Annotated in this window: 29 protein-coding genes; 17 read left to right on the top strand and 12 right to left on the bottom strand. The window is 68.8% G+C overall.

Annotation, left to right across the window (positions count from 1 at the left end; translation table 11 throughout):
• Nucleotides 1-80: 80 nt before the first annotated feature.
• The 5 genes from ACOZ4O_RS02105 to ACOZ4O_RS02085 are packed head-to-tail and all read left to right on the top strand — an operon-like array spanning nucleotide 81 to nucleotide 4,606.
• Entirely contained in the window at nucleotides 81-1,013 is a 933-nt protein-coding gene (locus ACOZ4O_RS02105; protein ID WP_424523663.1) for a 1,4-dihydroxy-2-naphthoate polyprenyltransferase, read from the top strand.
• Entirely contained in the window at nucleotides 1,010-2,014 is a 1,005-nt protein-coding gene (locus ACOZ4O_RS02100) for a mandelate racemase/muconate lactonizing enzyme family protein (protein ID WP_424523662.1), read from the top strand. Before ACOZ4O_RS02105 ends, ACOZ4O_RS02100 begins: the two co-directional genes overlap by 4 nt.
• Nucleotides 2,014-3,492, top strand: coding sequence for an o-succinylbenzoate--CoA ligase (gene menE, locus ACOZ4O_RS02095; protein WP_424523661.1), 1,479 nt, complete (start codon nucleotides 2,014-2,016; stop codon nucleotides 3,490-3,492). Before ACOZ4O_RS02100 ends, menE begins: the two co-directional genes overlap by 1 nt.
• Nucleotides 3,493-3,516: 24 nt before the next feature.
• The gene (locus tag ACOZ4O_RS02090; protein ID WP_424523660.1) at nucleotides 3,517-4,224 is read left to right on the top strand and encodes an NRDE family protein; all 708 of its coding nucleotides are present in this window, start codon (nucleotides 3,517-3,519) and stop codon (nucleotides 4,222-4,224) included.
• 25 nt (nucleotides 4,225-4,249) lie between these two features.
• On the top strand, nucleotides 4,250-4,606 hold the full coding sequence (locus ACOZ4O_RS02085; RefSeq protein ID WP_424523659.1) for a helix-turn-helix transcriptional regulator: 357 nt from the start codon (nucleotides 4,250-4,252) through the stop codon (nucleotides 4,604-4,606).
• Here the strand turns inward: ACOZ4O_RS02085 and ACOZ4O_RS02080 are convergent, their stop codons facing one another.
• The gene (locus tag ACOZ4O_RS02080) at nucleotides 4,607-5,287 is read right to left on the bottom strand and encodes a universal stress protein (RefSeq protein ID WP_424523658.1); all 681 of its coding nucleotides are present in this window, start codon (nucleotides 5,285-5,287) and stop codon (nucleotides 4,607-4,609) included. It abuts the gene before it with no gap.
• Nucleotides 5,288-6,724 (bottom strand): APC family permease, encoded by a 1,437-nt coding sequence (locus ACOZ4O_RS02075; RefSeq protein ID WP_424523657.1) that lies wholly within the window; start codon nucleotides 6,722-6,724, stop codon nucleotides 5,288-5,290.
• 77 nt (nucleotides 6,725-6,801) lie between these two features.
• On the opposite strand from ACOZ4O_RS02075, the gene ACOZ4O_RS02070 reads away from it, so the two are divergent.
• Nucleotides 6,802-7,893 (top strand): mechanosensitive ion channel family protein, encoded by a 1,092-nt coding sequence (locus ACOZ4O_RS02070; protein WP_424523656.1) that lies wholly within the window; start codon nucleotides 6,802-6,804, stop codon nucleotides 7,891-7,893.
• Here ACOZ4O_RS02070 and gatA read toward each other — a convergent pair.
• The gene (gene gatA / locus ACOZ4O_RS02065; protein WP_424523655.1) at nucleotides 7,890-9,209 is read right to left on the bottom strand and encodes an Asp-tRNA(Asn)/Glu-tRNA(Gln) amidotransferase subunit GatA; all 1,320 of its coding nucleotides are present in this window, start codon (nucleotides 9,207-9,209) and stop codon (nucleotides 7,890-7,892) included. The genes ACOZ4O_RS02070 and gatA overlap by 4 nt on opposite strands.
• A complete protein-coding gene (gene gatC, locus ACOZ4O_RS02060; protein ID WP_424523654.1) occupies nucleotides 9,210-9,488 on the bottom strand; it encodes an Asp-tRNA(Asn)/Glu-tRNA(Gln) amidotransferase subunit GatC in 279 nt (92 codons plus the stop codon). It abuts the gene before it with no gap.
• A 130-nt stretch (nucleotides 9,489-9,618) separates the two neighbouring features.
• Between gatC and ACOZ4O_RS02055 the strand changes: the two genes are divergently transcribed.
• Both ACOZ4O_RS02055 and ACOZ4O_RS02050 read left to right on the top strand, forming a co-directional pair.
• The gene (locus ACOZ4O_RS02055; RefSeq protein ID WP_424523653.1) at nucleotides 9,619-10,590 is read left to right on the top strand and encodes a transcription initiation factor IIB; all 972 of its coding nucleotides are present in this window, start codon (nucleotides 9,619-9,621) and stop codon (nucleotides 10,588-10,590) included.
• A 22-nt stretch (nucleotides 10,591-10,612) separates the two neighbouring features.
• Nucleotides 10,613-11,077 (top strand): NUDIX hydrolase, encoded by a 465-nt coding sequence (locus ACOZ4O_RS02050; protein WP_424523652.1) that lies wholly within the window; start codon nucleotides 10,613-10,615, stop codon nucleotides 11,075-11,077.
• Here the strand turns inward: ACOZ4O_RS02050 and ACOZ4O_RS02045 are convergent, their stop codons facing one another.
• From ACOZ4O_RS02045 to ACOZ4O_RS02035, 3 genes are all read right to left on the bottom strand, one after another.
• Nucleotides 11,078-11,854 (bottom strand): SDR family oxidoreductase, encoded by a 777-nt coding sequence (locus ACOZ4O_RS02045; protein ID WP_424523651.1) that lies wholly within the window; start codon nucleotides 11,852-11,854, stop codon nucleotides 11,078-11,080.
• Nucleotides 11,855-11,946: 92 nt separating this feature from the next.
• Nucleotides 11,947-12,993 (bottom strand): asparagine synthase C-terminal domain-containing protein, encoded by a 1,047-nt coding sequence (locus tag ACOZ4O_RS02040; protein WP_424523650.1) that lies wholly within the window; start codon nucleotides 12,991-12,993, stop codon nucleotides 11,947-11,949.
• Nucleotides 12,993-13,676, bottom strand: a complete 684-nt coding sequence (locus ACOZ4O_RS02035) for a PHP domain-containing protein (protein WP_424523649.1) — start codon at nucleotides 13,674-13,676, stop codon at nucleotides 12,993-12,995. Before ACOZ4O_RS02035 ends, ACOZ4O_RS02040 begins: the two co-directional genes overlap by 1 nt.
• Before the next feature lie 72 nt (nucleotides 13,677-13,748).
• On the opposite strand from ACOZ4O_RS02035, the gene ACOZ4O_RS02030 reads away from it, so the two are divergent.
• The 4 genes from ACOZ4O_RS02030 to purL are packed head-to-tail and all read left to right on the top strand — an operon-like array spanning nucleotide 13,749 to nucleotide 17,171.
• Nucleotides 13,749-14,084, top strand: coding sequence for a hypothetical protein (locus ACOZ4O_RS02030; RefSeq protein WP_424523648.1), 336 nt, complete (start codon nucleotides 13,749-13,751; stop codon nucleotides 14,082-14,084).
• Nucleotides 14,081-14,446: a hypothetical protein gene (locus ACOZ4O_RS02025; protein ID WP_424523647.1), complete on the top strand. Its 366-nt coding sequence runs from the start codon at nucleotides 14,081-14,083 to the stop codon at nucleotides 14,444-14,446. The genes ACOZ4O_RS02030 and ACOZ4O_RS02025 overlap by 4 nt, the downstream gene beginning before the upstream one ends.
• The gene (locus tag ACOZ4O_RS02020; protein WP_424523646.1) at nucleotides 14,439-14,966 is read left to right on the top strand and encodes a DUF7504 family protein; all 528 of its coding nucleotides are present in this window, start codon (nucleotides 14,439-14,441) and stop codon (nucleotides 14,964-14,966) included. Before ACOZ4O_RS02025 ends, ACOZ4O_RS02020 begins: the two co-directional genes overlap by 8 nt.
• Nucleotides 14,967-15,023: 57 nt before the next feature.
• On the top strand, nucleotides 15,024-17,171 hold the full coding sequence (purL, locus tag ACOZ4O_RS02015; RefSeq protein WP_424523645.1) for a phosphoribosylformylglycinamidine synthase subunit PurL: 2,148 nt from the start codon (nucleotides 15,024-15,026) through the stop codon (nucleotides 17,169-17,171).
• Here the strand turns inward: purL and ACOZ4O_RS02010 are convergent.
• Both ACOZ4O_RS02010 and ACOZ4O_RS02005 read right to left on the bottom strand, forming a co-directional pair.
• On the bottom strand, nucleotides 17,163-17,354 hold the full coding sequence (locus ACOZ4O_RS02010) for a DUF7550 family protein (RefSeq protein ID WP_424523644.1): 192 nt from the start codon (nucleotides 17,352-17,354) through the stop codon (nucleotides 17,163-17,165). The genes purL and ACOZ4O_RS02010 overlap by 9 nt on opposite strands.
• Before the next feature lie 29 nt (nucleotides 17,355-17,383).
• Nucleotides 17,384-17,812, bottom strand: a complete 429-nt coding sequence (locus ACOZ4O_RS02005) for a universal stress protein (RefSeq protein WP_424523643.1) — start codon at nucleotides 17,810-17,812, stop codon at nucleotides 17,384-17,386.
• 80 nt (nucleotides 17,813-17,892) lie between these two features.
• On the opposite strand from ACOZ4O_RS02005, the gene hisF reads away from it, so the two are divergent.
• A complete protein-coding gene (hisF, locus tag ACOZ4O_RS02000) occupies nucleotides 17,893-18,702 on the top strand; it encodes an imidazole glycerol phosphate synthase subunit HisF (protein ID WP_424523642.1) in 810 nt (269 codons plus the stop codon).
• Here the strand turns inward: hisF and ACOZ4O_RS01995 are convergent, their stop codons facing one another.
• On the bottom strand, nucleotides 18,703-19,059 hold the full coding sequence (locus ACOZ4O_RS01995) for a Zn-ribbon domain-containing OB-fold protein (RefSeq protein ID WP_424523641.1): 357 nt from the start codon (nucleotides 19,057-19,059) through the stop codon (nucleotides 18,703-18,705).
• Nucleotides 19,056-20,207 (bottom strand): thiolase C-terminal domain-containing protein, encoded by a 1,152-nt coding sequence (locus tag ACOZ4O_RS01990; RefSeq protein WP_424523640.1) that lies wholly within the window; start codon nucleotides 20,205-20,207, stop codon nucleotides 19,056-19,058. The genes ACOZ4O_RS01995 and ACOZ4O_RS01990 overlap by 4 nt, the downstream gene beginning before the upstream one ends.
• Before the next feature lie 90 nt (nucleotides 20,208-20,297).
• On the opposite strand from ACOZ4O_RS01990, the gene ACOZ4O_RS01985 reads away from it, so the two are divergent.
• The gene (locus ACOZ4O_RS01985) at nucleotides 20,298-21,434 is read left to right on the top strand and encodes an extracellular solute-binding protein (RefSeq protein WP_424523639.1); all 1,137 of its coding nucleotides are present in this window, start codon (nucleotides 20,298-20,300) and stop codon (nucleotides 21,432-21,434) included.
• On the opposite strand, the gene ACOZ4O_RS01980 is transcribed toward ACOZ4O_RS01985, so the two are convergent.
• Nucleotides 21,431-22,060, bottom strand: a complete 630-nt coding sequence (locus tag ACOZ4O_RS01980; protein WP_424523638.1) for a DUF47 domain-containing protein — start codon at nucleotides 22,058-22,060, stop codon at nucleotides 21,431-21,433. The genes ACOZ4O_RS01985 and ACOZ4O_RS01980 overlap by 4 nt on opposite strands.
• 1,036 nt (nucleotides 22,061-23,096) lie before the next feature.
• Here ACOZ4O_RS01980 and ACOZ4O_RS01975 point away from each other — a divergent pair.
• The 3 genes from ACOZ4O_RS01975 (at nucleotide 23,097) to ACOZ4O_RS01965 (ending at nucleotide 24,813) form a co-directional block, all read left to right on the top strand.
• Nucleotides 23,097-23,486 carry a DUF5805 domain-containing protein gene (locus ACOZ4O_RS01975; protein ID WP_424523637.1) on the top strand — a complete coding sequence of 130 codons (390 nt, stop codon included), beginning with the start codon at nucleotides 23,097-23,099 and terminating at the stop codon, nucleotides 23,484-23,486.
• A complete protein-coding gene (locus ACOZ4O_RS01970; protein ID WP_424523636.1) occupies nucleotides 23,483-24,490 on the top strand; it encodes a tyrosine-type recombinase/integrase in 1,008 nt (335 codons plus the stop codon). The genes ACOZ4O_RS01975 and ACOZ4O_RS01970 overlap by 4 nt, the downstream gene beginning before the upstream one ends.
• A 101-nt stretch (nucleotides 24,491-24,591) precedes the next feature.
• The gene (locus tag ACOZ4O_RS01965; protein WP_424523635.1) at nucleotides 24,592-24,813 is read left to right on the top strand and encodes a hypothetical protein; all 222 of its coding nucleotides are present in this window, start codon (nucleotides 24,592-24,594) and stop codon (nucleotides 24,811-24,813) included.
• The last annotated feature ends 75 nt before the right edge of the window (nucleotides 24,814-24,888 follow it).

The raw sequence follows: 24,888 nt of genomic DNA, 5'->3' as shown, positions 1-24,888 counted from the left end.
GACTCCGAGCGCCGGCGGGAAAAACCGCACGGGGTCGGACAATCGCAGGCGCTTTCCTCCACCGCCACGAACTCCGTCGTATGTCAGAAGCGGATGTCTCGCGGACGCGCGCCTGGGTCGTCGCGGCGCGCCCGCACACGTTCCCGGCCGCCGCCGCGCCCGTCGTCGTCGGGGTCGGCCTCGCGCTCAGGGACGGCGTGTTCGCGCCCCTGCCGGCGCTCGCGGCGCTCGTCGGGTCGCTGCTCATCCAGATCGGCACGAACTTCGCGAACGACTACTACGACGCCGTCCAAGGGGCCGACACCGAGGACCGAGAGGGGTTCACGCGCGTCACCGCGAGCGGCCTCATCGACCCCGGGGAGGTGAAGCGCGCGATGTACGGGACGTTCGCCGCCGCCATCCTCCTCGGCACCTACCTCGTGTACGTCGGCGGCGTTCCCATCCTCGTCATCGGACTGCTCTCCGTCGCGTCCGGCATCGCGTACACCGGCGGCCCCTACCCGCTGGGCTACCACGGATTGGGCGACCTGTTCGTCTTCGTCTTCTTCGGAATCGTCGCCGTCGTCGGCACGTACTACGTGCAGGCCGCCTCCCTGCTCGCTGGCGCGTTCCCCGTCTGGATTCCCGCCGGAACCGTCAGCGTGGACGCTCTGGTCGCGAGCCTTCCCGTCGGCGCAATCGCGACGAACGTCCTCGTCGTGAACAACGTCCGGGACCGCGAGGAGGACGCCGAGACCGGGAAGACCACGCTCGCCGTTCGATTCGGGTACGCGTTCAGCCGCGCCCAGTACGTCGCGCTGTTCGCGCTCGCCTACCTCGCCCCGGGCTGGTTCTACCTCCGGACCGCCGACCCGCTCGTCTTCCTCCCACTGCTCTCGCTCCCGCTCGCCGCGTCCGTCACCCGAACCGTCCTCACCGAGACAGCGGGCGACGAACTGAACCCCGCGCTCACCCGAACGGGCCAGACGCTCGCGCTCTACACCGCCCTGTTCGCGCTCGGACTCGCGCTATGATAGAGCCGTTCAGCCTCCCCCTCGCGTCGTCGCTCGACACCGCCGCCGGCGCAATCACCGACCGGGAGGGGTTCCTCCTGCGCACCCGCGACGGCCTCGGCGAAGCCACGCCGCTCCCCGACTGGACGGAATCCCGCGAGGCGTGCCGGGACGCGCTCGAAACCGCGGACGCCGCGCTCCCCGACTGGCGGGCCGCCCTCGACGCCTGCGAGGGCCGGCCGGCCGCCCGGCACGCCGTCTCGCTCGCACACCTCGACGCCGCCAGCCGCGTCGAACAGGAACCCCTGTACCAATTCCTCGGCGAGAACTCTCGGGTCGAATCCGTACCCGTGAACGCCACCGTTGGCGACAGCTCCGTCGAGGAAACCGTCCACGCCGCCCGCGACGCCGCTGCGGCCGGGTTCGACTGCGTGAAGGTGAAAGTCGGCGCGCGGAACGTCGAGGACGACGTGGAGCGCCTCCGCGCGGTCCGGGATGCAATCGGTAGAGACGTGGAACTCCGCGCCGACGCGAACGCCGCCTGGAGCGCCGACGAAGCGAACTACGCGTTCGACGCGCTCGACGGAATCGTCTCCTACGTCGAACAGCCGCTCGCTCGCGACGACCTCGACGGGCACGCGGCGCTCCGCGAACACGACGTGGGCGTCGCGCTCGACGAGACGCTCACCGAACACGGCGTACGAGAGGTGCTCGCCGCGGAAGCGGCGGACGCAGTCGTCCTGAAGCCGATGGCGCTCGGCGGCGTCGACCGCGCCCGCGACGCCGCCACGACGGCCCGCGAGGCTGGCGTTGTAGCGGTAGTGACGACGACCGTGGACGCGGTGGTCGCGCGCACCGCCGCGGTCCACCTCGCCGCCAGCCTCCCCGGCGTCCCGGCCTGCGGCCTCGCCACCGCCGGACTGCTCGACGCCGACCTCGCGCCCGACCCCGCGCCCGTCGAATCTGGCGAAATCACGGTCCCGCAGGACCCCGGAAACCTCCCCGTGGAGGTGCGTCCCTGATGGACGACTGGCTCGCCCACCGCGTCCGCGCGTCCCCCGACTCGCTCGCGCTCGTCGACGCGGACACCGACCGGGAGTGGTCGTTTCGCGACCTCGACAGCGAGGTGGAGGAGACCGCACGCCGTCTCTCGGGATTGGGCGTCGAACCGGGCGACCACGTCGGCGTGCTGATGGAGACGCGGCCCGCGTTCGTCCGCCTCGTGTTCGCCGTGCAGCGCGTCGGCGCGACGCTCGTCCCGCTGAACGCACGCCTCGCGCCCGCCGAACTCGCGGCCCAAGTCGAGACCGCGGATGTCCACGTCGTCGTCACCGAAGCCGAGAGCGAGGACGACGCGCTGGACGCCGCCGGCGACGTGCCCGTCGCGTCCGTCGACCCACCCGCGCGCGACGGCGTGACCGCGCTCGACGAGCACGACGCACGCACGCCGGACGCCACCCTGGACGTTTCGGACACGCTCGCGCTGCCGTTCACGTCGGGCACGACCGGCGACCCCAAGGCCGTGCGATTGACGCACGCGAACTTCCTCGCCGCCGCGTCCGCCTCGGCGTTCCGCCTCGGCGTCCTTCCGACCGACCGCTGGCTCTGCCCGCTCTCGATGTACCACATGGGCGGCCTCTCCATCGTCCTGCGGAGCGTCCTCTACGGCACCACCGCGGTCGTCCAGCGCGGCTTCGACGCCCAGCGAACGCTCGACAATCTCGACGCCTACGACTGCACGGGCGTCAGCCTCGTCCCGACGATGCTCCGCCGGATGCTCGACGCCGGGACGTTTCCCGACTCGCTCCGCTTCGTCCTCGTCGGCGGCGCGCCCACGCCCGTCGACCTCCGCGAGGACGCGGTCGACCGCGGCGTGCCCGTCTACCCGAGTTACGGCATGACCGAAGCCGCCTCCCAGATAGCGACCGGGACGCCCGCGGAGACCGAGGCTGCGCCCGACTCCGTCGGCCGACCGCTGATGGGCTACGACGTCACCGTCGCCGGACCCGACGGCGAACTCCCGCAGGGCGAAGTCGGCGCGATACACGTCGATTCTCCCTCGATTACGCCCGGGTACTACGACGCGCCCGACGCGAACGCCGACGCGTTCACCCAATACGGTTTCGCCACCGGAGACGCCGGCTACCTCGACGAGAGCGGCCGCCTCCACGTCCTGAACCGACAGTCCGACCGCATCATCACCGGCGGCGAGAACGTCCACCCCGCCGAAGTCCTGGAGGTGCTCCGCGACCACCCCGCGGTCGCCGAGGCGGCCGTCGTCGGCATCGCGGACCCCGAGTGGGGCGAACGCGTCGCCGCGCTCGTCGTCGCCGACGGCGACCTCGACGCCACAACGCTCCAGGAGTTCTGTCGGGAGCGCCTCGCGGGGTACAAGGTGCCCCGTACGGTCGCGTTCGCGGACGACATCCCGCGCACCGCGTCCGGCACCGTCGACCGCGAAGCCGTCCGGGACGCGCTCGCCGCGGCCGCGGACGTTTAAGTCGCGGCGCCCGTCTCTCCACTCGTGTGCACTCTGATACTCGCGTGGCGGTCGTTCGCGGACGCGCCCGTGGTCGTCGCCGCGAACCGCGACGAAGCCGTCGACCGGCCGTCGACGCCCCCGCGAGTCCGCGACTGGGAGCGACCGGCGCTCGCACCCGCGGACGAGCGCGCGGGCGGAACGTGGATGGGCGTCACCGACACCGGCCTGTTCGTCGGCATCACGAACCGGCGCGCCGACGGTGTCTCGGGCGAGCGCTCGCGCGGCCTGCTCGTCCGGGACGCCCTCGGCGCGGCGTCCGCCACCGAGGCTCGCGACCGCGTGCGCGAGGCACTTCGAGAGCACGAGTACGACGGCTTCAACCTCGTGCTCGCCGACGAAGACGACGCCATCCGACTCTCCTGGGACGGCGCGCTCTCCGAGACCCGCCTCGACCCCGGCGTCCACGTCGTCGTGAACACGGGGTACGCGCCGCCCGAGCGCGCGCCCGCCGTCCGCGACGCGCTCCCCGCCACCGGCGGCGACCCGGACGACTGGCTGGACGACGCGAAAGCGGTGTTGCGCGACCACGACATCGGCGCGTGTGTCCACCACGAAGACCGAGGGTTCGGCACGCGCTCGTCCTCGCTCGTCCGCATCGACAGCGACGGACGCGTGCGGTTCGACTACGCGGACGGCCCGCCGTGTCGAACCGAGTACGAGCGCGTGGGCGACCGCAACGGCCACATTTAAACCGCGCGCGGACGCCTGTTCGACTATGAGCGCCAGCGACGACCAGCCGGAACTCTCCGACGTCGAGCGACGGGCGGTGGAGCTCGTCCACGAGACCGGCGGCATCCACCAGAGCGACTTCTGGAAGGAACTCGACGTGTCCTCCCGGAAGGGAAGCCGCATCGCCTCCAAACTGGAGGAGTACGGACTCGTCGAACGCGAGGAAACCGTCTACAACGGGAACACCACGTACTACCTCGAACCGGTCATCAACGAGGCCGACCTCGACTTCTCCCTCCTCATGGCGGGCGACATGCTGTCGCCGTTCGTCGGCGAGGAGGAACTCGACCCGCAGAGCGACGCGTTCAGTCAGTGGATCCTCAATCTCGTCTACGAGGAGTAACTACTCGCGCGCCCGAACGACGAACACGGGCCCGAGCGATTCGGTCGCCACTCTGTCTTCGAGTTCGCCGAACACCCACTCCGTGAGCGACGGCTCCGGCTCGCCCATCACGATTGCGTCGTACTCCGCGGCGACGGACGCGATGGCCTCGACGGGGCCGCCACCGGGGCCGTCCGCGGCGGTGAGCTGGTCGGCGTCCACGCCCGCGTCCGCGAGCGCCGCCGTCACGTCCGCGGCCGTCAGGTCGTCGTCCAGCGCGAACGTCGTCACGTCGATGTCGCGCTCCGCGACCAGTGACGCGACGAACTCGGCGACCGCCGCGAGGTCCGGGCGGCCGACGAGCGGGACGAGCACGTCCTCGACCTGCATCGCCGAGCCGGGATGGACGACGGCGTCCGCGTCCGCCTCCGCGGCGGTTCGCGCGATGGTCTGCTCGACCTCGCCCGTGAACACCATCCGGGCCTCGACGGTCGCGCCCGCGTCGCGGAGCGCGGCCGCTACGTCGTCCAATCGGGACTGCGCGCGGTCGCCGAACTGCTCGCGCGCCGCGCCGGGCGGCGTCTGGTCGGGCACCCGGTAGTAGCCGAGCACGACCACGTCGGCCGGCGCGAGCAGGTCGATGAGACCGGGCGAAATCGATTCGTCCTCCAGCACGCGGAGCGGAAGCAGTATCTTACTCATTTAGAGCACCCCCTTGAGGGAGACGTCACGAGCGTAGTAATAGTACCAGGCCGCCGCCGCGACCATCAACGCCACGCCGATTACCTGTGAGAGCCGCTGCATGAACGCGATGAGGCCGAAACTCGCGACCCCGCCGACGCCGGCGACGGCGCGGTAGGCGGGCACGCGGAAGTCCGGGTCGTACCAGTCGGGCGCGTTCCGCCGCATCTGGAACAGCGCGACGCAGATGAGGCCGTACATCACGAGGTGGAGGAAGGACGCGACCTCCGCGAGCACCTCGGTCTGTCCGGACGCGACGAGCAGGAGGACGGGCGCGCCCGCCATCGCGAGCGCGACGTGCGGCGTCCCGTACTTCAGGTTTATCGCGCCCGCCTTCTTCGGGAGGAGCGCGTCACGGCTCAACGCGTACACCGCGCGCGAGGAACTCATGATGGACGCGTTCGCGCTCGACACCGTGGCGAGCAGTCCCGCGATGAGGATGGCGATGACGCCGGGCAGGCCGAAGAACTCGCCCGCGACCTCGACCATCGCCGTCTCCCCGAACTCGCCGAGGGTCTTGCTGCCGAACGCGCTCGTCGCGACGAAGATTGTGGCGACGTAGAACACGGTGACGAGCAGGACGGAGCCGACCATCGCGAGCGGGAGGTTGCGGCCGGGTTTCTTGATTTCGCCGGCGACGGTTGCGACCTGCGCGAACCCGAGGTAGGACGTGAACACGAGCGCGGCGGTGGTGAACACGGGCGCGAGGCCGAACGGCGCGAACGTCTCCGGCGTCGAGGACGCGCCGAACACGCCGAGCGCGTCGAGCCCGCCGTACCCGAGGAAGACGGACAGAATCACGAGGAGCAACGCGACGACGGCGTTCTGGAGTTTCGCGGTGTTCTCGGTGCCGGTGAAGCTCATGCCGGTGAGGAGCGCGCCGAACACGAGGCCGAGCGCTACCGTCGGCGGAACGGGCCAGGACAGCGAGACACCCGCCCGACCGAGCAGTTCGACCGCGTAGCTCCCGAACCCGACGAGGTAGAACGAGGACGCGAACACGAGGCCGAGCCAGAGACTGATGCCGACGATTGCGCCGGCGAGCGACCCGAGCGAGCGCGAGATGAAGTAGTAGCCGCCGCCGGAGCGCGGCATCGCGGTCGCGAGCTCCGACGCCGGGAGCGCGACGAGCAACGCGATGACGCCGCCGATGGCGTACGACGCGGCCGCGGCCGGCCCAGCTTCCTCGGCGGCGAGTCCCGGGAAGACGAAGATTCCCGCGCCGATCATCGTGCCGACGCCGATGGCGAGACCGCCGACGAGGCCGATGGTTCGTTCGAGTTCGACTCCCTCTTCGGTGACCGTCGCCTCGTCGGTCGTCTCACCGACCGGCGCGGCGCTCGGTTCCTCGCCGGCACGGTTCTCACCGGTCGGCGAGGGAGGTTCCTCGGTTCCCATACCGGAACCATCGAACGAACCCGGGAAAACGCTGTGGCCGCCGGAGACGCTATGCTCGCCGGCCGCCTACCGGACGCATGCTCCCCGGATTTCTCGATTGGCTCGCCGGCCTGCCGCCGTGGCTTGGCGTCACTGTCCTCGTGACCGCGTCCTTCGCCGCAGCCGTGTTCGTGAACGAGGTCGGTCTGCGCGCCGTCCGACGGCTGACCCGCCGCACCGGCACGACCGCGGACGACGTGCTCCTCCGCGAACTCCGGGTTCCGATACCCGTGACGGTCGCCGTCGCGGGCGCGTTCCTCGCGCCCAGCGTTGTTCCCGTCGCCGACTCGACCGCTCTCGTCCTGCGCGCGAGCGCGCTCACCGCTGCAGCGCTCGTCTGGGCGCGCACGCTCGCCCGCCTCGGCACGCACGGCCTCCGCGCGTACGACGCGCGAACCGACGAGAGCGCCGACTTCGCGCCTATATTCCAGAACCTCTGGACGTTCGTCGTGCTCGCCGCCACCGCGTTCGTCGTGCTCACCGTCTGGGAGATAGAGGTGACGCCGCTCCTCGCATCCGCGGGCATCGCGGGAATCGCCATCGGGTTCGCGGCGAAGGACACGGTCGCGAACTTCTTCGGGTCCATCTCGCTCTACGTCGACGGGACCTACGCGGTCGGCGACTACGTCGAACTCGACACCGGCGTCGCGGGGACGGTGCAGGACATCTCGATTCGCTCCACCCGCATCCTCACCCGGGACAACGTCATCGTCACCGTCCCGAACGCCGTCCTGAACTCCGCGCAGCTCACGAACCACTCGGCGCCCGTCGGTAAGACGCGCGTCAAGGTCCCGGTCGGTGTCGCGTACGGGAGCGACGTCGACGCCGTCGAGGACTGCCTAATTGCTGCCGCGAGCGCCGTCGAGTCGGTCGCGCGGAACCCCAGTCCGCGGGCGCGCTTCCGCGGGTTCGGGGACTCCGCACTCGACTACGAACTGCTCGTCTGGGTGCCGAGCCCGCTCCACGACGGCCGCGCCACCCACGAACTCAACCGCGACATCTACGCGCGCTTCGACGCCGCCGGCATCGAGATTCCGTTCCCGCAGCGCGAGGTTCGCGTGCTCGACGACGCGACCCGGGCGGGAACGATCGCTGCGACAGAGGAGTCGAGAAGAGGCGACGCCGCTTAGGCGAGCAGGCTGCCCGCGCGGATGATGGTTTCTTCGCCGAACGCCGGCCCGACCAACTGGAGGCCGACCGGGAGGCCGTCGGATTCGCCCGCGGGCACGGAGATGGCGGGGAGGTTCGCGAGGTTCACCGGGACCGTGTTCGCGTCCGCGAGGTACATCTGGAGCGGGTCGTCCAGGCTCTCGCCGAGTTCCGGCGGGAGCATCGGCATCGTCGGGGACGCGAGCACGTCCACGGTCTCGAACGCCTCGTCGAAGTCCTGTTTCACCCACGCGCGGGCCTCCTGGGCCTGCTTGTAGTACTTGTCGTGGTAGCCCGCGGAGAGCGCGTACGTCCCGAGGAGGACGCGACGCTTCACTTCGTCGCCGAAGCCCTCCTCGCGGGCCGCGGCGAACGATTCGTTCCAGTTCCCGTCGTACCCACCGGACGTACCGTAGCGCACGCCGTCGAAGCGCGCGAGGTTCGACGACGCCTCGCTCATCGCGATGACGTAGTACGCGGCCACCGCGTACTCGACGGAGGGAAGGCTGACCTCGACGACTTCCGCGCCGGCGTCCCGGTACGCGTCGAGCGCGTCCTCGAACACTTCGACGACGGCCTCGTCAGCGCCCGCGCGGGTCTCGCCGCCCTCGGCGGGGTCGTCGCCCGCGCGCTCGCGGCCGCCCACGAGCTGGGTCGGCACGCCGATAGTTAGGCCCTCCACGTCGCCAGTCGCCGCGGCCGCGTAGTCTGCGTCCACGCCCTCCTCACGGGTGGTGCCGTCGTTCTCGTCCGGGCCGGCGATGACCGAGAGGAGTTCGGCGGCGTCCTCGACGGTGTTCGCGATAGGACCGATCTGTTCGAGGCTGTTCGCGTACGCCACGAGCCCGTACCGCGAAACGAGGCCGTACGTCGGCTTGATTCCGACGACGCCGCAGTACGCGGCGGGACAGCGGATAGAACCGCCGGTGTCGCTGCCGAGCGCGAGGTCGGCGTCGCCCGCGGCGACCGCGGCCGCGCTTCCGCCCGAGGAGCCGCCGGGGACGCGGTCGTCGTCCACGGGGTTCGTGACGGGGCCGAACGCGGACGTTTCGGTGGTGGTTCCCATTCCGAACTCGTCCATGTTCGCCTTCCCGACGACGGTCGCGCCCGCGTCCTTGAGGCGGGAGACGACGGTCGCGTCGTACGGCGGGACGTAGTCGGAGAGCATCGCCGACCCGCAGGTGGTGCGGACGCCCTCCGTGGAGATGTTGTCCTTCACGGCGACCGTGCGGCCGTCGAGCACGCCCGAGTCGTCGCCCGCGATGTCGGTCTCGGTGATGAACGCGTTGTGCGACATCTACGACACCCGCGGCCCCTTGAAGAAGCCGTCCTCGCTCTCGTCGGCGTTCGCGAGCGCCGCCTCCTGGGAGAGCGACTCCTCGACTTCGTCCGCGCGCATCACGTTCACGAGGTCGGGTTCGGACTCGACCTCGGGCACGTCTTCGAGGGCTTCGAAGTAGTCGAGGACCTCGGAGAACTGTTCGGCGAACGCGTCCACCTCGTCGTCCGAGAGGCTGACGCGCGCGAGGTCCGCGACGTGCCGGACTTCCTCCGCGTCGACGGCGGGTTCGCTCATATCCCGAGACTCGGTTGTGTCGTCGGTAAGGGTTTCGATACGGTCATAAGCCTTATTCAGCGCCCGGGCGTCATCACTAGCTACTCGACTTACGCATGGACGGCGCGAGCGGGCCGCCGTCGGGTTCACTATGAGTGATTCACGTATCAGACGCCGGAGCGACGAGCGAAGCAGCGAGCGGGAAACGGAGTCCTCGGAGGACCTCCAGTGTCCCGAGTGTGGCGGCAACCTCGCCGTGGACGAAGAGCGCGGCGAAACCGTCTGCACGGAATGCGGTCTCGTCGTTGAGGAGGACGAGATAGACCGTGGGCCGGAGTGGCGGGCGTTCGACTCCGCCGAGAAGGACGAGAAATCTCGGGTGGGTGCGCCGACGACGAACATGATGCACGACAAGGGGCTGTCAACGAACATCGGCTGGCAGGACAAGGACGCGTACGGCAACAGCCTCTCCTCGAATCAGCGCCAGAAGATGCAGCGGTTGCGGAAGTGGAACGAGCGCTTCCGCACGCGCGATTCGAAGGAGCGCAATCTGAAGCAGGCGCTCGGCGAAATCGAACGTATGAGCAGCGCCCTCGGCCTCCCGAAGCCGGTTCGGGAGACCGCATCCGTCATCTATCGCCGCGCCCTCGACGAGGACTTGCTTCCGGGGCGGAGCATCGAGGGCGTCGCCACCTCGGCGCTGTACGCGGCGGCGCGGCAGGCGAACACGCCGCGGAGCCTGGACGAGGTGTCGAACGTCAGCCGCGTGGACAAGGACGAAATCGCGCGAACGTACCGGTACGTCGTGCGCGAACTCGGCCTGGAGGTCGCGCCCGCCGACCCCGCGAGCTACGTCCCCCGGTTCGCGAGCGACCTCGACCTGTCGGACGAAGTGGAGCGACAGGCGCGCGACCTCCTCTCGAACGCGCAGGACGAGGGCATCACGAGCGGGAAGTCCCCGGTCGGATTGGCGGCCGCGGCGGTGTACGCGGCGAGCCTCCTCGTGAACGAGCGCGTCACCCAGAACCAGGTGAGCGAGGTCGCGAACATCTCGGAGGTCACCATCCGCAACCGCTACCACGAACTCCTCGAAGCGGCGAGCGACGTCCCGATGGAAGCATAGGACTGCCGTTCTTTCTCGCGGTATGGAGACGACGCGACACTTCACCGCGACCGTCTACGTCGTACACGACGGAGCGACCGCGCTCCACGAACACGCCCGCCTCGGCATCCGCATCCCGCCCGGCGGCCACGTCGACCGGGACGAACTCCCCCACGAGGCCGGCCTGCGCGAAGTCCGCGAGGAGACTGGTCTCGACCCGACGCTTCTCGGGGACGCGCCGGACGTGCCAGCGCCCGCGGGCGAGGCGCTCCCGAGTCCGCGCTACCAGATGCTGTACGACATCAACGTCCACCCGGACGGCACGGTCGGCCACCAACACGTAGACCACGTCTACTTCGCCACCGTCGAGAGCAGAGACATCGACCCCGCCGACGGCGAGGAAGGCCCGGAAGCGTGGGACTGGTACACCGCGCGCGACCTCCGGGAGAGCGGTATCGACGCGGACACGCGCGAAATCGCGCTCGAAGCGATCGCCGCGGCGGAGTGATTACTGGCTGCTCGACATCCCGCCGTCCACGACGAGCGACTCGCCGTTGACGTAGCTCGCGAGGTCGCTCGCGAGGAACAATGCGGCGTCCGCCACGTCGTCCGGCTGCCCCCAACGCCGGGACGGAATCCCCTGCATGAACTGCTCGCCGGCGTCCGTGCCGATGATAGGCACGTCCTCCGTCGTCATCGCCGTCTCGATGAGTCCGGGGTGAATGGCGTTCGTTCGCACGCCCTCCGGACCGAGCGCGGCGGCGACCGAGTACGTGAGGAGGCGGACCGCGCCCTTCGACGTGCAGTACGTGACGTGGTCGGGCGACCCGTTGAGGCCCGCGACGCTGGAGAGGTTGATGATGCTCCCGCCCCCGTTCGCCGCCATGCGTTCGCCGGCTATCTGCGCGCCGAAGAACGTCCCCTTGACGTTGATGTCCATGAGCTGGTCGAACTCGTCCTCGGAGATGTCCGTGAAGTCCTCACTCCGGAAGATACCGGCGTTGTTCACCATCACGTCGATGCCGCCGAACTCCTCGGCGGCGTCGACGGCGTCCACGAGGTCGCTCCGGTTCGTCACGTCGCATTCGACGAACGTCGCGTCGGCGTCCGTCTCCTCGGGGACGAGGTCGTGCGTCGGCGTCCCACCCTCGCGGGGTTCGTCACGGATGTCCGCGACGACGATGTCAGCGCCCTCCTCGGCGAACGTCCGCGCCATGCTGCGGCCGTTCCCGCTCGATGCGCCCGTGATGACCGCCGTCTTCCCGTCGAGTAGTGGTCCAGGCATCACGTCGAAATTTCGTCCGGCGTCTCATAGCCGTTCTGCCAAATATATTTGGGGCACTGTAACACACCCAGGGAAAAGACGGTTTTCGCGGCCTATACGACCGATTCGACGTACTTGGTGACGTGGTCGTCCATCCGGCGCTTGAATCCGGCCTGGCGGGCGAGGCGGTCGAGTTCGCGCGCGACGAGACTCCCGTACTGCACCGCCTTCTTCTCCCGGTACGCGATTGGGTCGGGGAGGCGTTCGGCCGCGACCGCGCGGAGCGCGCGCTTCCGCGTGCCGTCGGCGACGAGCAGGTCGTCGGGGAGGCGGAGCGCTTCGCGGACGACCGCGTCGTGTAACAGCGGCGTCACCGGTTCGGTGTCGGTCGCGCGCACGGCGCGAACGTCGCGTTCCAGTTGGTCGGGGAGCGTCGCGAGGACTTCGTCGCGCGCGCCGCGGACGGTGTCGGCGTCCGTGCGCGGGTCGGTCTCGGCCTTCTCGACCTTCGCGTACCCGCCGAACAGTTCGTCCGCGCCCTGACCGAGGAGGAGGCAGTCGGCGTCCGCGCGTTCGGCGACGAGGAAGAGCGGGAGCGCTATCGAGACGTCCATCGCGTTCGTGCGGCCGATAGCGCGCGCCACGTCGGGGACGGCGGCCTCCACGTCCTCGATGGCGAGTTCGTGGGCGGTCACGTCGCGGCCGAGGAGGCTGGCTGACTCCTTGGCCGCCGCGATGTCGGCGCTGTCGGGGAAGCCGACCACGTGCAGCGGCGCGTCGACGGCGTCCACGACGAGCGCGGAGTCCACGCCGCCGGAGAACGCGACCGCCACGTCGCCGTCTCCATCCCGCGCACTGAGCGCGTCGAACGCCGCCTCCAGTGCGTCCCGGAGGGCGTCGACGCCGCCGTCGATCGTGGAGTCGGGGAGCCGCCAGACGCGCTCGTGGTCGTCCGGCGTGCCGACGTGTCCCGCCGGAAACAGGGTCGGGTCGGCGAGGTCGTCGGGGTCGTGACTCCAGGTTCCCGAATCGGTGTAGAGGAGTTCGCGGCCGAGCACGTCGCGGGCGAGTCGGCCGTCCGGGAGTTCGCCCGCGAACCCCGTTGTTCCCGGGAGCGGGTCGCCCGACTCGACAGCGTCGCGGACGGATTCAGGGAGCATTAGAGGAACTCGCGGAGCCGGTTCTTCACGCGGCGTTTCGCGCCGCCGGCGGCCTGCCGGAAGCTCACGCGCCACGGCGTCCGCGTCCCCTCGACGGACGTTCGGCCGTCGCGGACGGCGTCCAGAATCGCCTCGAGGGAGCGCTCGTCGGTGTCCACGCGCGTCACCGCCTGCCCGACCATCTCCGCGATGTGGGCGTCGCTTCCCGCGGTCATCGGCAAGTCGTGTTCCTCAGCGAATTTCTCGGCCTGCCGGTTCGCGCGGCCCGTGAGGAGGCGAGAGTTGTAGATTTCGATGGCGTCCGCGGACGCGAGGTCGCGCCGCGAGACGTTCGCCGCGACGCCGCTCCGCGATTCCTGGAACGGATGCGGAACGACCGCGATACCGCCGCGGGCGCGGATTTCGCCGAGGGTCTCGTCGAACGGTAGGCCCGTCGGAACGGCCTCGCGGACGCCGATGGCGAGCACGTGCCCCGCGGCGGACGTGACCTCCATCCCGGGAATCCCGACGAGGCCGTAGTCGCTCGCCTTCGCGGCGGCGTCGAGGCTCGCGTCTATCTCGTCGTGGTCGGTGACCGCGAGCGCGTCCAGGCCGACCGCGCGCGCCTGCTCTAAGAGCATCTCGACCGGGTCCCGGCCGTCGTAGGAGAGCGCGGAGTGCGAGTGCAGTTCGACGGACAGCACGAATCCGGGTTCGCGGGCCGCCGGCAAAAGCCCCCCGGTACTGGCGAAGACGTTAGGTAGCCTGGACGTATGATGTCGGACGATGCGGGTTCGAGGAGGGTGGGCGGCGTGACTGTGCTCGACGTCGTGCTCGACGCGCTCGTCGTGGTACAGAGCACGCTGTTGACCGTTGCGCTCGTCGTGATGGGTATCGCCGCACGGGGCTACGCGGAGACGACGTGGGGCGGCGTCCTACGGCCGATTACGGTCGCTATCGCCGGGTTTCTGGGAACGACGATGGCGGCGCAACTCCCGCTGCCGACCGCGTGGTATCTCACGCTGTCGTCCGCGTTCTGGACGGTGAGCGTCGCGGCCGTGGCGGTGGCGACGGTGCGGCTCAATCGGATGACGTGGGGTGTCGCGTCGTGACCGTCGAAACGGTCGCTGTCGCGGTGTTCGCGGCCCAGGTCTGCGTTCTACTCGTCTGTATGGTCGTCGTGGTGAACGTGCTCGTGCGGCGGGCGGACGCCGTGCTCTACCGGGAGGGCGTGCTGTTGTTCGCGGCGACGCTCGGCCTGCTGAGCGTCGGGGCGGGCGCGAACTTCGCGTACGACTTCGGTCTCGTGGAGACGCGACTCGCGGTGCTCGTCTCGTACGCGTTCTACGTCGCGGCGAGCGCGTGCATCGTCGCGGCGGCGGCGTACTTCGCGCGGGACTTCGTGGAGACGGCGCGCGACCGCAGCGTCGCCGAGAACGTGGAGGGCGAGGGCGGGGGGTTCGAGGATGCCTGAGCACGGGACGGGGGCGTTGGACGGCGTGGCCGCGGGAACGCAGGTGCTCGCGGAAGCGCCGCCGCACGGGTCGGTGGTGGACGTACTCCCGGAGCGCGCGTTCGATAACCTCCTGTTGGTTCGGACGAACGCGTCGCCGACGCGCACCGAGCGCGCGCTCCGGGAGCGCGGAGTCGACCCGTCCCGGGTCGGCGTCATCCCCGTCACCGGGTCGTCCGTGAGCTACGACGGCCCGATCTGGGTGTCCGAGCGCGTGAGTCCGAGCGACCTGACGGGATTGAGCATCCAGTACTCGAACGCGCTCCAGTACGTCCGGACGGGTGGCTGGGTGGTATTCGACAACCTCAGCACGCTCTACATGTACGCGGACTCGGAGCGCCTCTATCGGCTGGTGGCGACGCTCACGAACGAGACGCGGGACGTGGGCGCGACCGGTGTGTACGTGGTCGCGTCGGGGTCGATGCGGTCTGAGGACTACTCGCAGTTGCGGGGCGTGACGGACGACCACCGCGAACTCTGAGTGCACGAACGTGCATATGGAAACGCATTAATGGCGGGTGTCGGTACACGTAGTTGAATGAGTCTCGCCGATTCGGACCGCGAACTCGTGGAAGCGGAACTCGGCCGCGACCCCACGACGACCGAGGCCGCGCTCTTCGAGAACCTCTGGAGCGAACACTGCGCGTACCGCTCCTCGCGCATGCTCCTCTCCGCGTTCGAGAGCGAGAGCGACCGGGTCGTCGTCGGCCCCGGGGACGACGCCGCCGTCGTCGCGCTACCGTCGTCGGCTGGCGCCGACTCCGCGGAACGTGCCAGTGGGCACGCGGACGAAGATACGTACCTCACGTTCGGCGTGGAGTCCCACAACCATCCGAGCTACGTCGACCCCTACGACGGCGCGGCGACGGGCGTCGGCGGCATCGTCCGCGACACGCTCTCCATGGGCGCGTACCCCATCGCGCTCGCGGACAGCCTCTACTTCGGCGACTTCGACGCCGAGCACTCGCGCTACCTCCTCGACGGCGTCGTCGAGGGAATCAGCGACTACGGGAACGCCATCGGCGTCCCCACCGTCGGCGGGAGCACGCAGTTCCACCCCGACTACGAGGGGAATCCGCTCGTGAACGTCGCGTGCGTCGGATTGCTCGACGCGGACCGCCTCGTCACCGCCGAGGCACAGGAACCCGGAAACAAGCTCGTGCTCGTCGGGAACAGTACGGGGAGAGACGGACTGGGCGGCGCGAGTTTCGCGAGCGAGGACCTCGCGGAGGACGCCGAAACCGAGGACCGGCCCGCCGTTCAGGTCGGCGACCCGTACACTGAAAAGCTCCTCATCGAGGCGAACGAGGACCTCGTGGACGCGGGGATCGTGGAGTCTGCGCGCGACCTCGGGGCGGCCGGCCTGGGCGGCGCGTCCTGCGAACTGGTCGCGAAGGGCGGGCTCGGCTGCGTCATCAGCCTCGAAAACGTCCACCAGCGCGAACCGAACATGAACGCGACCGAAATCCTGCTCGCCGAATCCCAGGAGCGGATGTGCTACGAGGTCGCGTCCGAGAACGTCGACGCGGTCCGCGACATCGCGGAGAAGTACGACCTCGGCTGCTCGGTCATCGGCGACCTCACCGACTCCGGGAACTTCGTGTGCGAGTTCGAGGGCGAGACCGTGGTGGACGCGCCCGCCGAGTACCTCGCGGACGGCGCGCCCCTCAACGACCTCCCGAGCGAAACGCCGCCCGAACCGCCCGTGGACCTCCCCACGGTCGACCCCGAGTCCGCGTTCGACTCCGTGCTGTCGAGTCCGAACACAGCGTCGAAGCGCTGGGTGTACCGCCAGTACGACCACGAGGTCGGCGCGCGGACGAGCGTCCGCCCCGGCGACGACGCGGCCGTGCTCGCGGTGCGGCGCGCCGGACAGGGCGTCGCGCTCTCCGCGGGCGCGAACCCGAACTGGACGAGCGCCGCGCCCTACGAGGGCGCGTACGCCACCGCCGTCGAGAACGCCACGAACCTCGCCGCGGTCGGCGCGACGCCGCTCGCCGCCGTCGACTGCCTGAACGGCGGAAACCCCGAGAATCCGGGCGTGTACGGCGGCTTCACGAACATCGTGGAGGGACTCGCGGACGGCTGTCGAGACCTCTCCGTGCCCGTCGTCGGCGGGAACGTCAGCCTCTACAACGACTCCGCGACCGGTCCGATTCCACCGACGCCGACGCTCGCGATGCTCGGCACGAAGGGGACCTACGACGCGCCCGGCACCGGCCTCCAGGGCGACGGCACGCTGCTGCTCGTCGGCGGCCACGCGAGCGGCCTCGGCGGAAGCGAGTACCTCGCCCAATTTGAGGGAAGCGACCGCTTCCCCGCGCTCCCCGACCAGCCGGCCGACCGAATCGCGGGCCTCGCCTCGGTCGCCGACCTCGATTCGACGCTCGCGGTTCACGACGTGAGCGACGGCGGCCTCGCCGTCACGCTCGCCGAGATGCTCACCGCGGACGCCGGCCTCGACGCGAGCGTCCCCGGCCTCGCCGAACTGTTCTCCGAAGCGCCGGGCCGCGCCGTCGTCGAAACCACCGACCCCGACGCCGTCCGCACACGCGTCGACGCCGTCGAACTCGGACGAACCGATGGGTCGGGAACGCTCTCGCTCGACGTGAACGGGACAGAAATCGAGTACGACTTCGCGGCGGTCGCGGACGCCCGCGACACGCTCGCGGAAGAACTAGACTAGGAGCGCCGGCCCGACGACGACGGCGAGACCGACGAGGAGGACGAGGAAGCCGGTGAGAACCGCGCGACCGCCGTAGGCCTGCATCGGCGACGTGACGCGGGAATCGTGGCGGGGAGCCGCTTCCTGCTCGTCGGTCGTTTCGTCGGATTCGCCCTGCGCCTCTGTGTCGGCTGTGTCGCTCATACGTGGGGGTTCTGCGGCCGCGTACTTCGCTATGACGAATGCCGGACGATGTGTACGTCGTAGCTGGCGTCGGTCGCGACGTTCTGCCCGACGCTCACGAGGTTGGTGACGAGGCGGCCGGCGCTCCGACTCCCGACGAACACCACCTCCGCGTCGAACTGACGGGCGGCGTTGCGCACCGCGAGTCCGATTGTCGCGAGCGGCGGCGACGCCTCCATCCGTATCGGCTCGAACGACACGGTCGGCTGGCGGTCGTGGACGCGCTCGCGCAGTATCTCTTCGACCGTGTCCGGGTCGAACGAATCGTCGCTGTCGAGCCAGCCGTGCGCCCGAGCGTACGCCGGATTGTTCGGTATCGCGGTGGCGGCGACGACCTCCCGGTCCCCAGCGAACTCCACGGCGCGGTCGAGCGCAGCACGTGAGAGTTCGGAATCGTCGTACGCGACGAGAAACGTCATACCTTCCGTAGGCTGGGTTCGAGCATCAAGGTGACGTATCGAGCGAAACCGTGAAACGCCGGCCGGGTGAAGCACCGGGTATGTTGACGAAACGCGTCATCCCGTGTATCGACGTGGACCTCGACGAGAACGGGGACGCTGCGGTCTACACGGGCGTCCAGTTCGAGGACCTCCAGTACACGGGCGACCCCGTCGAACTCGCGAAGAAGTACAACGAGGCGGGCGCGGACGAGTTCGTCTTCCTCGACATCACCGCGAGCGCAGACGGGAGAGAAACGATGCTCGACACGGTCTCCCGGGTCGCGGACGAAATCTTCATCCCGCTCACCGTCGGCGGCGGCATCCGAACCAGGGAGGACGTGAAGGAGACGCTGCGCGCCGGCGCGGACAAGGTCTCGATCAACACCGCCGCCATCCAGCGCCCCGAACTCATCACGGAGGGTGCGCGCGCGTTCGGCAGTCAGTGCATGGTCGTCAGCGTCGACGCCAAACGCCGGTTCGACGAGAACGGCGAACACTACGAGCAGGTGGACGGAGAGTCCTGCTGGTTCGAGGCGACCATCAAGGGCGGCCGCGAAGGCACCGGCCGCGACGTGGTCGAGTGGGTGCGGGAAGCCGAGGACCGCGGCGCCGGCGAACTGTTCGTGAACTCCATCGACGCCGACGGCACCAAGGACGGCTACGACCTCCCGCTCACCGGCGCCGTCTGCGATTCCGTCTCGACGCCCGTCATCGCCTCCTCCGGCTGCGGCGGCCCCCAGCACATGAAGGAGGCGTTCGACGCCGGCGCGGACGCCGCGCTCGCCGCCTCAATCTTCCACTTCGACGAGTACGGCGTCGACGAAGTCAAGGAGTACTTGGACGAACACGGCGTGCCCGTTCGGCTGTAGTCAGACCGGTTCGAATCGGTAGCCGTCCCAGTGTTGACTAGTGGGTTCGCGGATGCCGGCGTCGGGGTCGCGGAGTTCGTCGACGTGAACGGGCGTGACGCTGTCTCCGATGTCCACGTCGTTCGTGGTGAGTTGGCCGAGTGCGCGCACGGATTGGCCGTTTACGTCGAACTCGACGATTGCGAGGTGGTTGGGTTGGCGGACGCCGGGTGGCGTGGCGGTGCTCGTCGTCCACGTGACGACTTCGGCGGTGCGGTCGGCGAGCGACACGGTGTCTTCTTGCGGTTCGCCGCAGTCGGGACAGCGGGCGTGACCGGGATACGTGAGGTGGTCGTTCGGACAGCGATGGGCCTTCATGGTGTTTCGAGGATGGTGGTGGTGACGCAGTTCCCGAACCCGCCGACGTTGCAGGCCAACCCGACTTCGGCGTCGACCTGACGGTCGCCGGCGTCGTCGGTGAGCTGTCGGTGGAGTTCGTAGGCCTGTGCGACGCCGCTCGCGCCGAGCGGGTGGCCCTTCGACTTCAGGCCGCCGGAGGTGTTGACGGGGAGGCGGCCGCCGCGCTCGGTGACGCCGTCGGGGGCGAGCCGCCAGCCCTCGCCGGGCTCCGCGAACCCGAGCGCTTCGAGCTGGAGGACTTCGAGGATGGTGAACATGTCGTGGAGTTCCGCCACGTCCACGTCGTCTGGCGTGCGGTCGGCCATCGCGAACGCGTCGTCGGAGGAGTCCACGACGCCCGCCATCGTGGTCGGGTCGTCGCGCTCGTGGACGACGTGCGTGTCGCTCGCGCCAGCGACGCCCGAGACGACGGTGTAGTCGTCGGTGTACTCGCGCGCGACGGACTCCGGGCAGAACAGGAGGGCGGCCGACCCGTCCGTAATCGGGCAGAAGTCGTACAGTCGGAGCGGGTCAGCGACGATTGGCGACTCCAGTATCTCGGTCTCGCTGACTTCCTTGCGGAACTGGGCGTGAGGGTTGTCCACGCCGTGCCGGTGGTTCTTCGCCGCGACGGCTGCGAGCGACTCGCGGGGTGCATCGTACTGGTCGAGGTAGAGCCGAGCGGTGAGACCGGCGAAACTCGGGAGCGTGACGCCGTGCTTGTACTCTACGGGATGCGTGAGGCTCGCGATGACATCGGTCGCCTCGCCCGTGGTCCGGTGGGTCATCTTCTCGCCGCCCACAAGCAGCGTCATGTCGCTCGCGCCCGACGCGACGGACTGCCAGGCGGCGTAGATGCCCGCGCCGCCGGACGCGCTCGTCTGATCCACGCGCTGCGTGTACGCGCCGACCATCCCGAGGTCGTGCGCGAGCATGTTCGAGACGCCCGTCTGCCCCTCGAACTCGCCGCTCCCCATGTTCGACACGTAGAGGTTGTCGACCGCGTCCGACGGCACGCCGGCGTCGCGCAGGCACGCGTCCCCGGCTTCCGCGAGGAGGTCGCGCACCCAGCCGTCGCGCTCGCCGAACTGCGTCATCGACGCACCGATTACGGCTACCCTATCCATACTCGGGCGAGCGCGAGCGAACGCCTTCACGGTTTGGGTGGCTCACGAAAGCAGTAGGCTGATACTCGCGGGGATAGCACGTGGGGCACGATGACCGAGCGGTCCCTCCACACGCGCCGCGGCGTGCTGGCGTCCGGTACCGCGCTCCTCGGGTCGCTCGCCGGCTGTGCGACCGTGTTCAGCGACGGCGAGGACGTTCCCGCGCCAACGCTCGACGACTTCCGGGGCGACACGAGACTCGTCGGCGAACGCCCCGTTCCGGGCGGGCCGCGCATCGCCGACCTCCCCGACCTCGACGGACGACTCACCGTCTACGTCGCGGGGAGCGCGAGCGAGCGCTACGAACGCCTCGTCGGACTGCTCGAACAGACCTACCCGGGGTTCGCGCCGACGCTCCGCGTCGAACCCGCGGAGGTGCTCGTCGCCGCGCTCCGCGAGCAGGCTGACGCCGGGAACGTCCGCGCGGACGTGCTCCTCGCGACCGACGCGGCGGCCGTGGACGCGCTCGCGGACGACGAGCTCACCGCAACGCTCCCCGACGACGTGACGGCGCGCGTCCCCGCGCGGTTCCGGCCGACCGACACCTGGGTCGGAGTCGGGGCGCACTCGCGCGCGCTCGCCTACGACACCACCGCCTTCGACAGTGGGGACGTGCCGACGAGCGTTGACGCGATTCCAGACGCGGTTCCCGGGCCGATAGCGTGGGCGCCGCGCTCGTACGGCTTCCGGACGTTCGTCACCGCGCTCCGCGCACTCGCCGGTCGGGGCGCCGCACGCGAGTGGTTGCGGGCCGTGCTCCACGCCGACACGGACACCGTGGACGGCGAGTTCTTCGCCGCGAACGCCGTCGCGCGCGGTGACGCCACGCTCGCGCTCGCCTCCCACCAGGACGTGCTCCGCGTTCGCGCCGGCCGCCCCGACGCGCCGCTCGGCCTCGCGTTCACCGAGAACGACGCCGGCGCACTCGTCAACGCCACCGCCGCCGCCGTCCTCCGCGCGAGCAACGCGACCATGCTCGCTCGAACGTTCGTCCGCCACCTCCTCAGCGCTGAGGCACAAGAGTTCGTCGCCACGGACGCGCTCGCCTACCCCGTCACGCCCGGCGTCGAACCGATTGCGGCGCTCCCACCGCTCGACGCGCTCAGCCCACCCACACTCGCGCTGTCGGCACTCGGAGACGTATCGCCGACGGAATCACTACTGCAGGAGGTCGGCATCCTCCCCTAGGGAGAGAGCGACACCATGAACTCCAAGTGGTCCGCGGCGTCCTCGACAGCGTCGACCACCGCATCGGCGCCCCTCACGAGTTCGCGAACGACGAGCGCGTCCGCCGCGTCCCGCTGCTCGAACGCGACCCGGACCGCGTCGTGCCGCCGGTCGTCACACGCGCGCTCCAGCGTCCGAATCCGAGACACTGCTTCCGAGACGGTTTCGTCTTCGTCCTCGCCGAGATAGGCCGCGGTCGCGGTTTCGAGGTGTGCGCTCGCCACGACCGCGTCCGCCACCATCTCGCGCAGGTGCGGGCGGACGTTCCCGAGGTACGCGCCGGTCGCGCGGTAGTCGAGCGCGACGGCCTCGGCGTTGTTTGCGACCTCGTCGACCCGCGTGTAGAACTCCGCGAGGTCGCCGGCCTGAAGGTAGACGCTGCGGAAGGTCGGTGCGGCCGCGCCCAGCGCCGACTGGAGCGCTCGCCCCGTCTCGTCACACTGCGACTCCAAGGACTCCACGCGGTCCACGCCGGACACGTTCCCGTCGAACACGCTATCGAGCGCGCCGACGCACTCCGTCACCTGCTCGAGGTAGGTCTCGCTCAGTTCGTCGATACTGTCGTCGGTCACACCGGCTGCCTCCATCACTCTCGATTCTCGCGAAAACGACGGAAAGCCTTGCTATGAAGACACCGAGGCACTCCGTACCCGTCCGGAGCACTCGATACCGCGGCCGCTCGACCTCCCGCACCCACCGAAGACCCACCAGATTGAATATAGCGACATATGATTTACGAGGTGTGTTTCGGACACGGCCACATCGGACCACGAGAACGACGCCTGCGACTTCCGGTGGCAAACCAGCCAGAACCAATCGATAGGCCGACGCACTTGTCTCGGTCGCAGTCCTGCGCGCCGACCACTCAGGTGAGAGAACGAGGCAGTCGGCATTCACCAGAAACGGGTAGACACGACGACCTCACTGCGTTCCGCTTGATCCAGCACGCGTCCACACATCTACACTGTGAGCTCGCTCGATTCGACCGGCAAGACGCTATTCGACGACGCGTCCAATACACTCTCGTCACGAGTGCGGCGGGAACGGGTTCGTAATCACCACCGGAGTGCGGAGAAAGACCGCTGCGCGATATAGCTCTGGGGTGGGTGTAGCGACACGTGTCACGTCCGTTAGTTACGAACGTCTCGTCACGTCCCTCTGACGGGACGTCTGGCACTAATCGCGTCGTGTGAACGTCCCTCATGAGTCCGCGTCGCATTCGTTCCAGCTGTACTCCCTGCACCCGCTTTATCGGTCACTCAGTCCGAAGCCCTCTAAGATGACGATTCCGGACACGTTTGATTGTTCGGGGGAGCAGATTTCGCCACACTCGTGGACTCGACGACCTAGTCGAGCGTTCCGTATGATTCGGATCCCTCTAGAGAGCCAATTTCACGCGGTCAGCAGCTCGGCAGCCAGGGAGTACTGCCCCACCCCATACAAATAAGAAAGCCATATAGGACCACAGACTCTGAAAAGTTATCTATCTCTGTAGTCCCTAGAGACGTTAATAAACAAATATAGCACCTCAATTCGCGAGAATTTTGGGCCTTTTCGGACGGATAAGTGTATTTATCACGTGTAGTGGGAACGCTGATGGTGGCGGAGTGTGAGGGGTGGTGTATGAGTGAGGACGAGGAGCGCACGTCGGTGAAGACGTACGTGCCGCGATGGCAGAAGGAGGAATGGGTGTCGGACGCACAGGAGTTGGATATGACGCAGAGCGAGTTCGTGCGGGCGATGGTACAGGCCGGTCGACGGAACATCAATATCGGTGTCGAGGAAGGTGGTTCTGGGGGCGTGGGCCCTAGGGGTGACGGCGTCGAAACAGGGTTGGAATCGGACGTTCGGTCGTGTTTGGAGTCCGAGGGGACGCTGGACTGGGACGAACTGCTCGCGGCGGTAACCGACGACGTGGAGGACCAAGTCGAGGCGGCGATTCAGTCGCTCGAAGACGAGGGCGTGGTTCGGTATCGACCGCGAGAAGGTGGATACACCTTGGTGGGGGAATGAGCGAGCGCGTCGAGTACTTCTTGGAGGACATGGGGTTCCACGGGAAGAGCGATCGGACGCGAGCGGCGTACGAGCGCGTGCTCGGCGAGTACGCGGCGTTTCTCGACCAGCGCGGGGTGTCGCCAGCGGACGCGGACCGCCGGGACTGCCTCGCGTGGGTGTCCTCGATTCGGGAGGGTCGTGCGGACAGCACGGTCGCGACGTACGCGTCCTACGTCCATCGGTTCTACGCGTACATGTCGCAGGTCGGCGAATTGGACGCGAACCCGATGTCGCTCGTGGTCGAGGAGATGGACGAATCCATCGACACGGACCCCGCGCGTCGCGAAATACCGATTCCGCGCATGCGGTCGTTCGTCGCCGACATTCGGCATCCGCTGGAGCGCGCGCTCGTCGTTACGCTCCTGAAAACTGGGCTACGAGTCGGAGAGCTCTGCAATCTCGACCTCCGAGACCTCACGCTCGACGCGCCGCTTGGCGACACGTACGAGCTGGGGGGGCGCGCGCACCTCGACGGCCGAACAGACACGCTGTTCGTCGATCCAGATACGGTGCGCGGCGCGACGGTGAACGGCGAGGAACGCACGGCGTCGAACAAGCGAAAACGCGTGACGCTGATACCCGTGGACGCGGAGTTGAAGCGCGTACTCCGCCGTTGGTTGGCGATTCGCCCGGATGCGCGGTCTCCCGCGGATCCACTGTTCGTGAGCACGAGCGACTCGTGGGGAGAGCGCCTGACACCGGAGATGGTGCGGAACGTCGTGACGCGGCACGCGACCGACGCTGGCTGGTACGAACCCGGCGCTGACGCCACTGAGAACGTCACTCCCCACTACTTCCGGCACTTCTTCACCACGCACCTCCGCGACCGCACCGGCGACCGCGGCGTCGTCAAGTACCTCCGCGGGGACGTGGCCGACGACATCATCGACACCTACACCCACAACTGGGGTGACCGCGTCCGCGAGGTCTACCTCGACTCCATCTACTCGCTCACTACGTGACTCACACCAGACTCGTAAACTGAATATCGATATATCGAATGTGGGGGTGGTGGGCGGTCTCGAAGCCGGATTTATCCTCCGTGACTGATAACTGCCATTCGATGTTGTCACCCGACCCGTGGGCGGACGATGGAGACGGGGTCGCTCGGGAGTACGAGCAAGCAGTCGTGTACGCGGACTACGCGCAGGACACCGTGCTGCACGACGGGCCGGCGCGCCTCCTGTCGAACGGCTGGGTTCAAATCCCGTCGGGTCGCCTGCTCTCTCCCGACGCTATCCATCACATCGACCCGTTCCCGGAGGATAGCGACACTAGCCGCTGAGTGTTCCGTGAGTTCGGAACGTTCAGGGCGACGAATCCCCCAATAGGGTCGTGTTCGGAAGTCGTTCGGCTGCCG

The sequence above is a fragment of the Salarchaeum japonicum genome (assembly GCF_049705945.1).
In the GTDB taxonomy this organism is placed as follows: Archaea; Halobacteriota; Halobacteria; order Halobacteriales; family Halobacteriaceae; genus Salarchaeum; species Salarchaeum japonicum_A.
The sequence above is the reverse complement of the archived record's forward strand: the minus strand, read 5'-3'. Positions and strand labels throughout refer to the sequence as shown.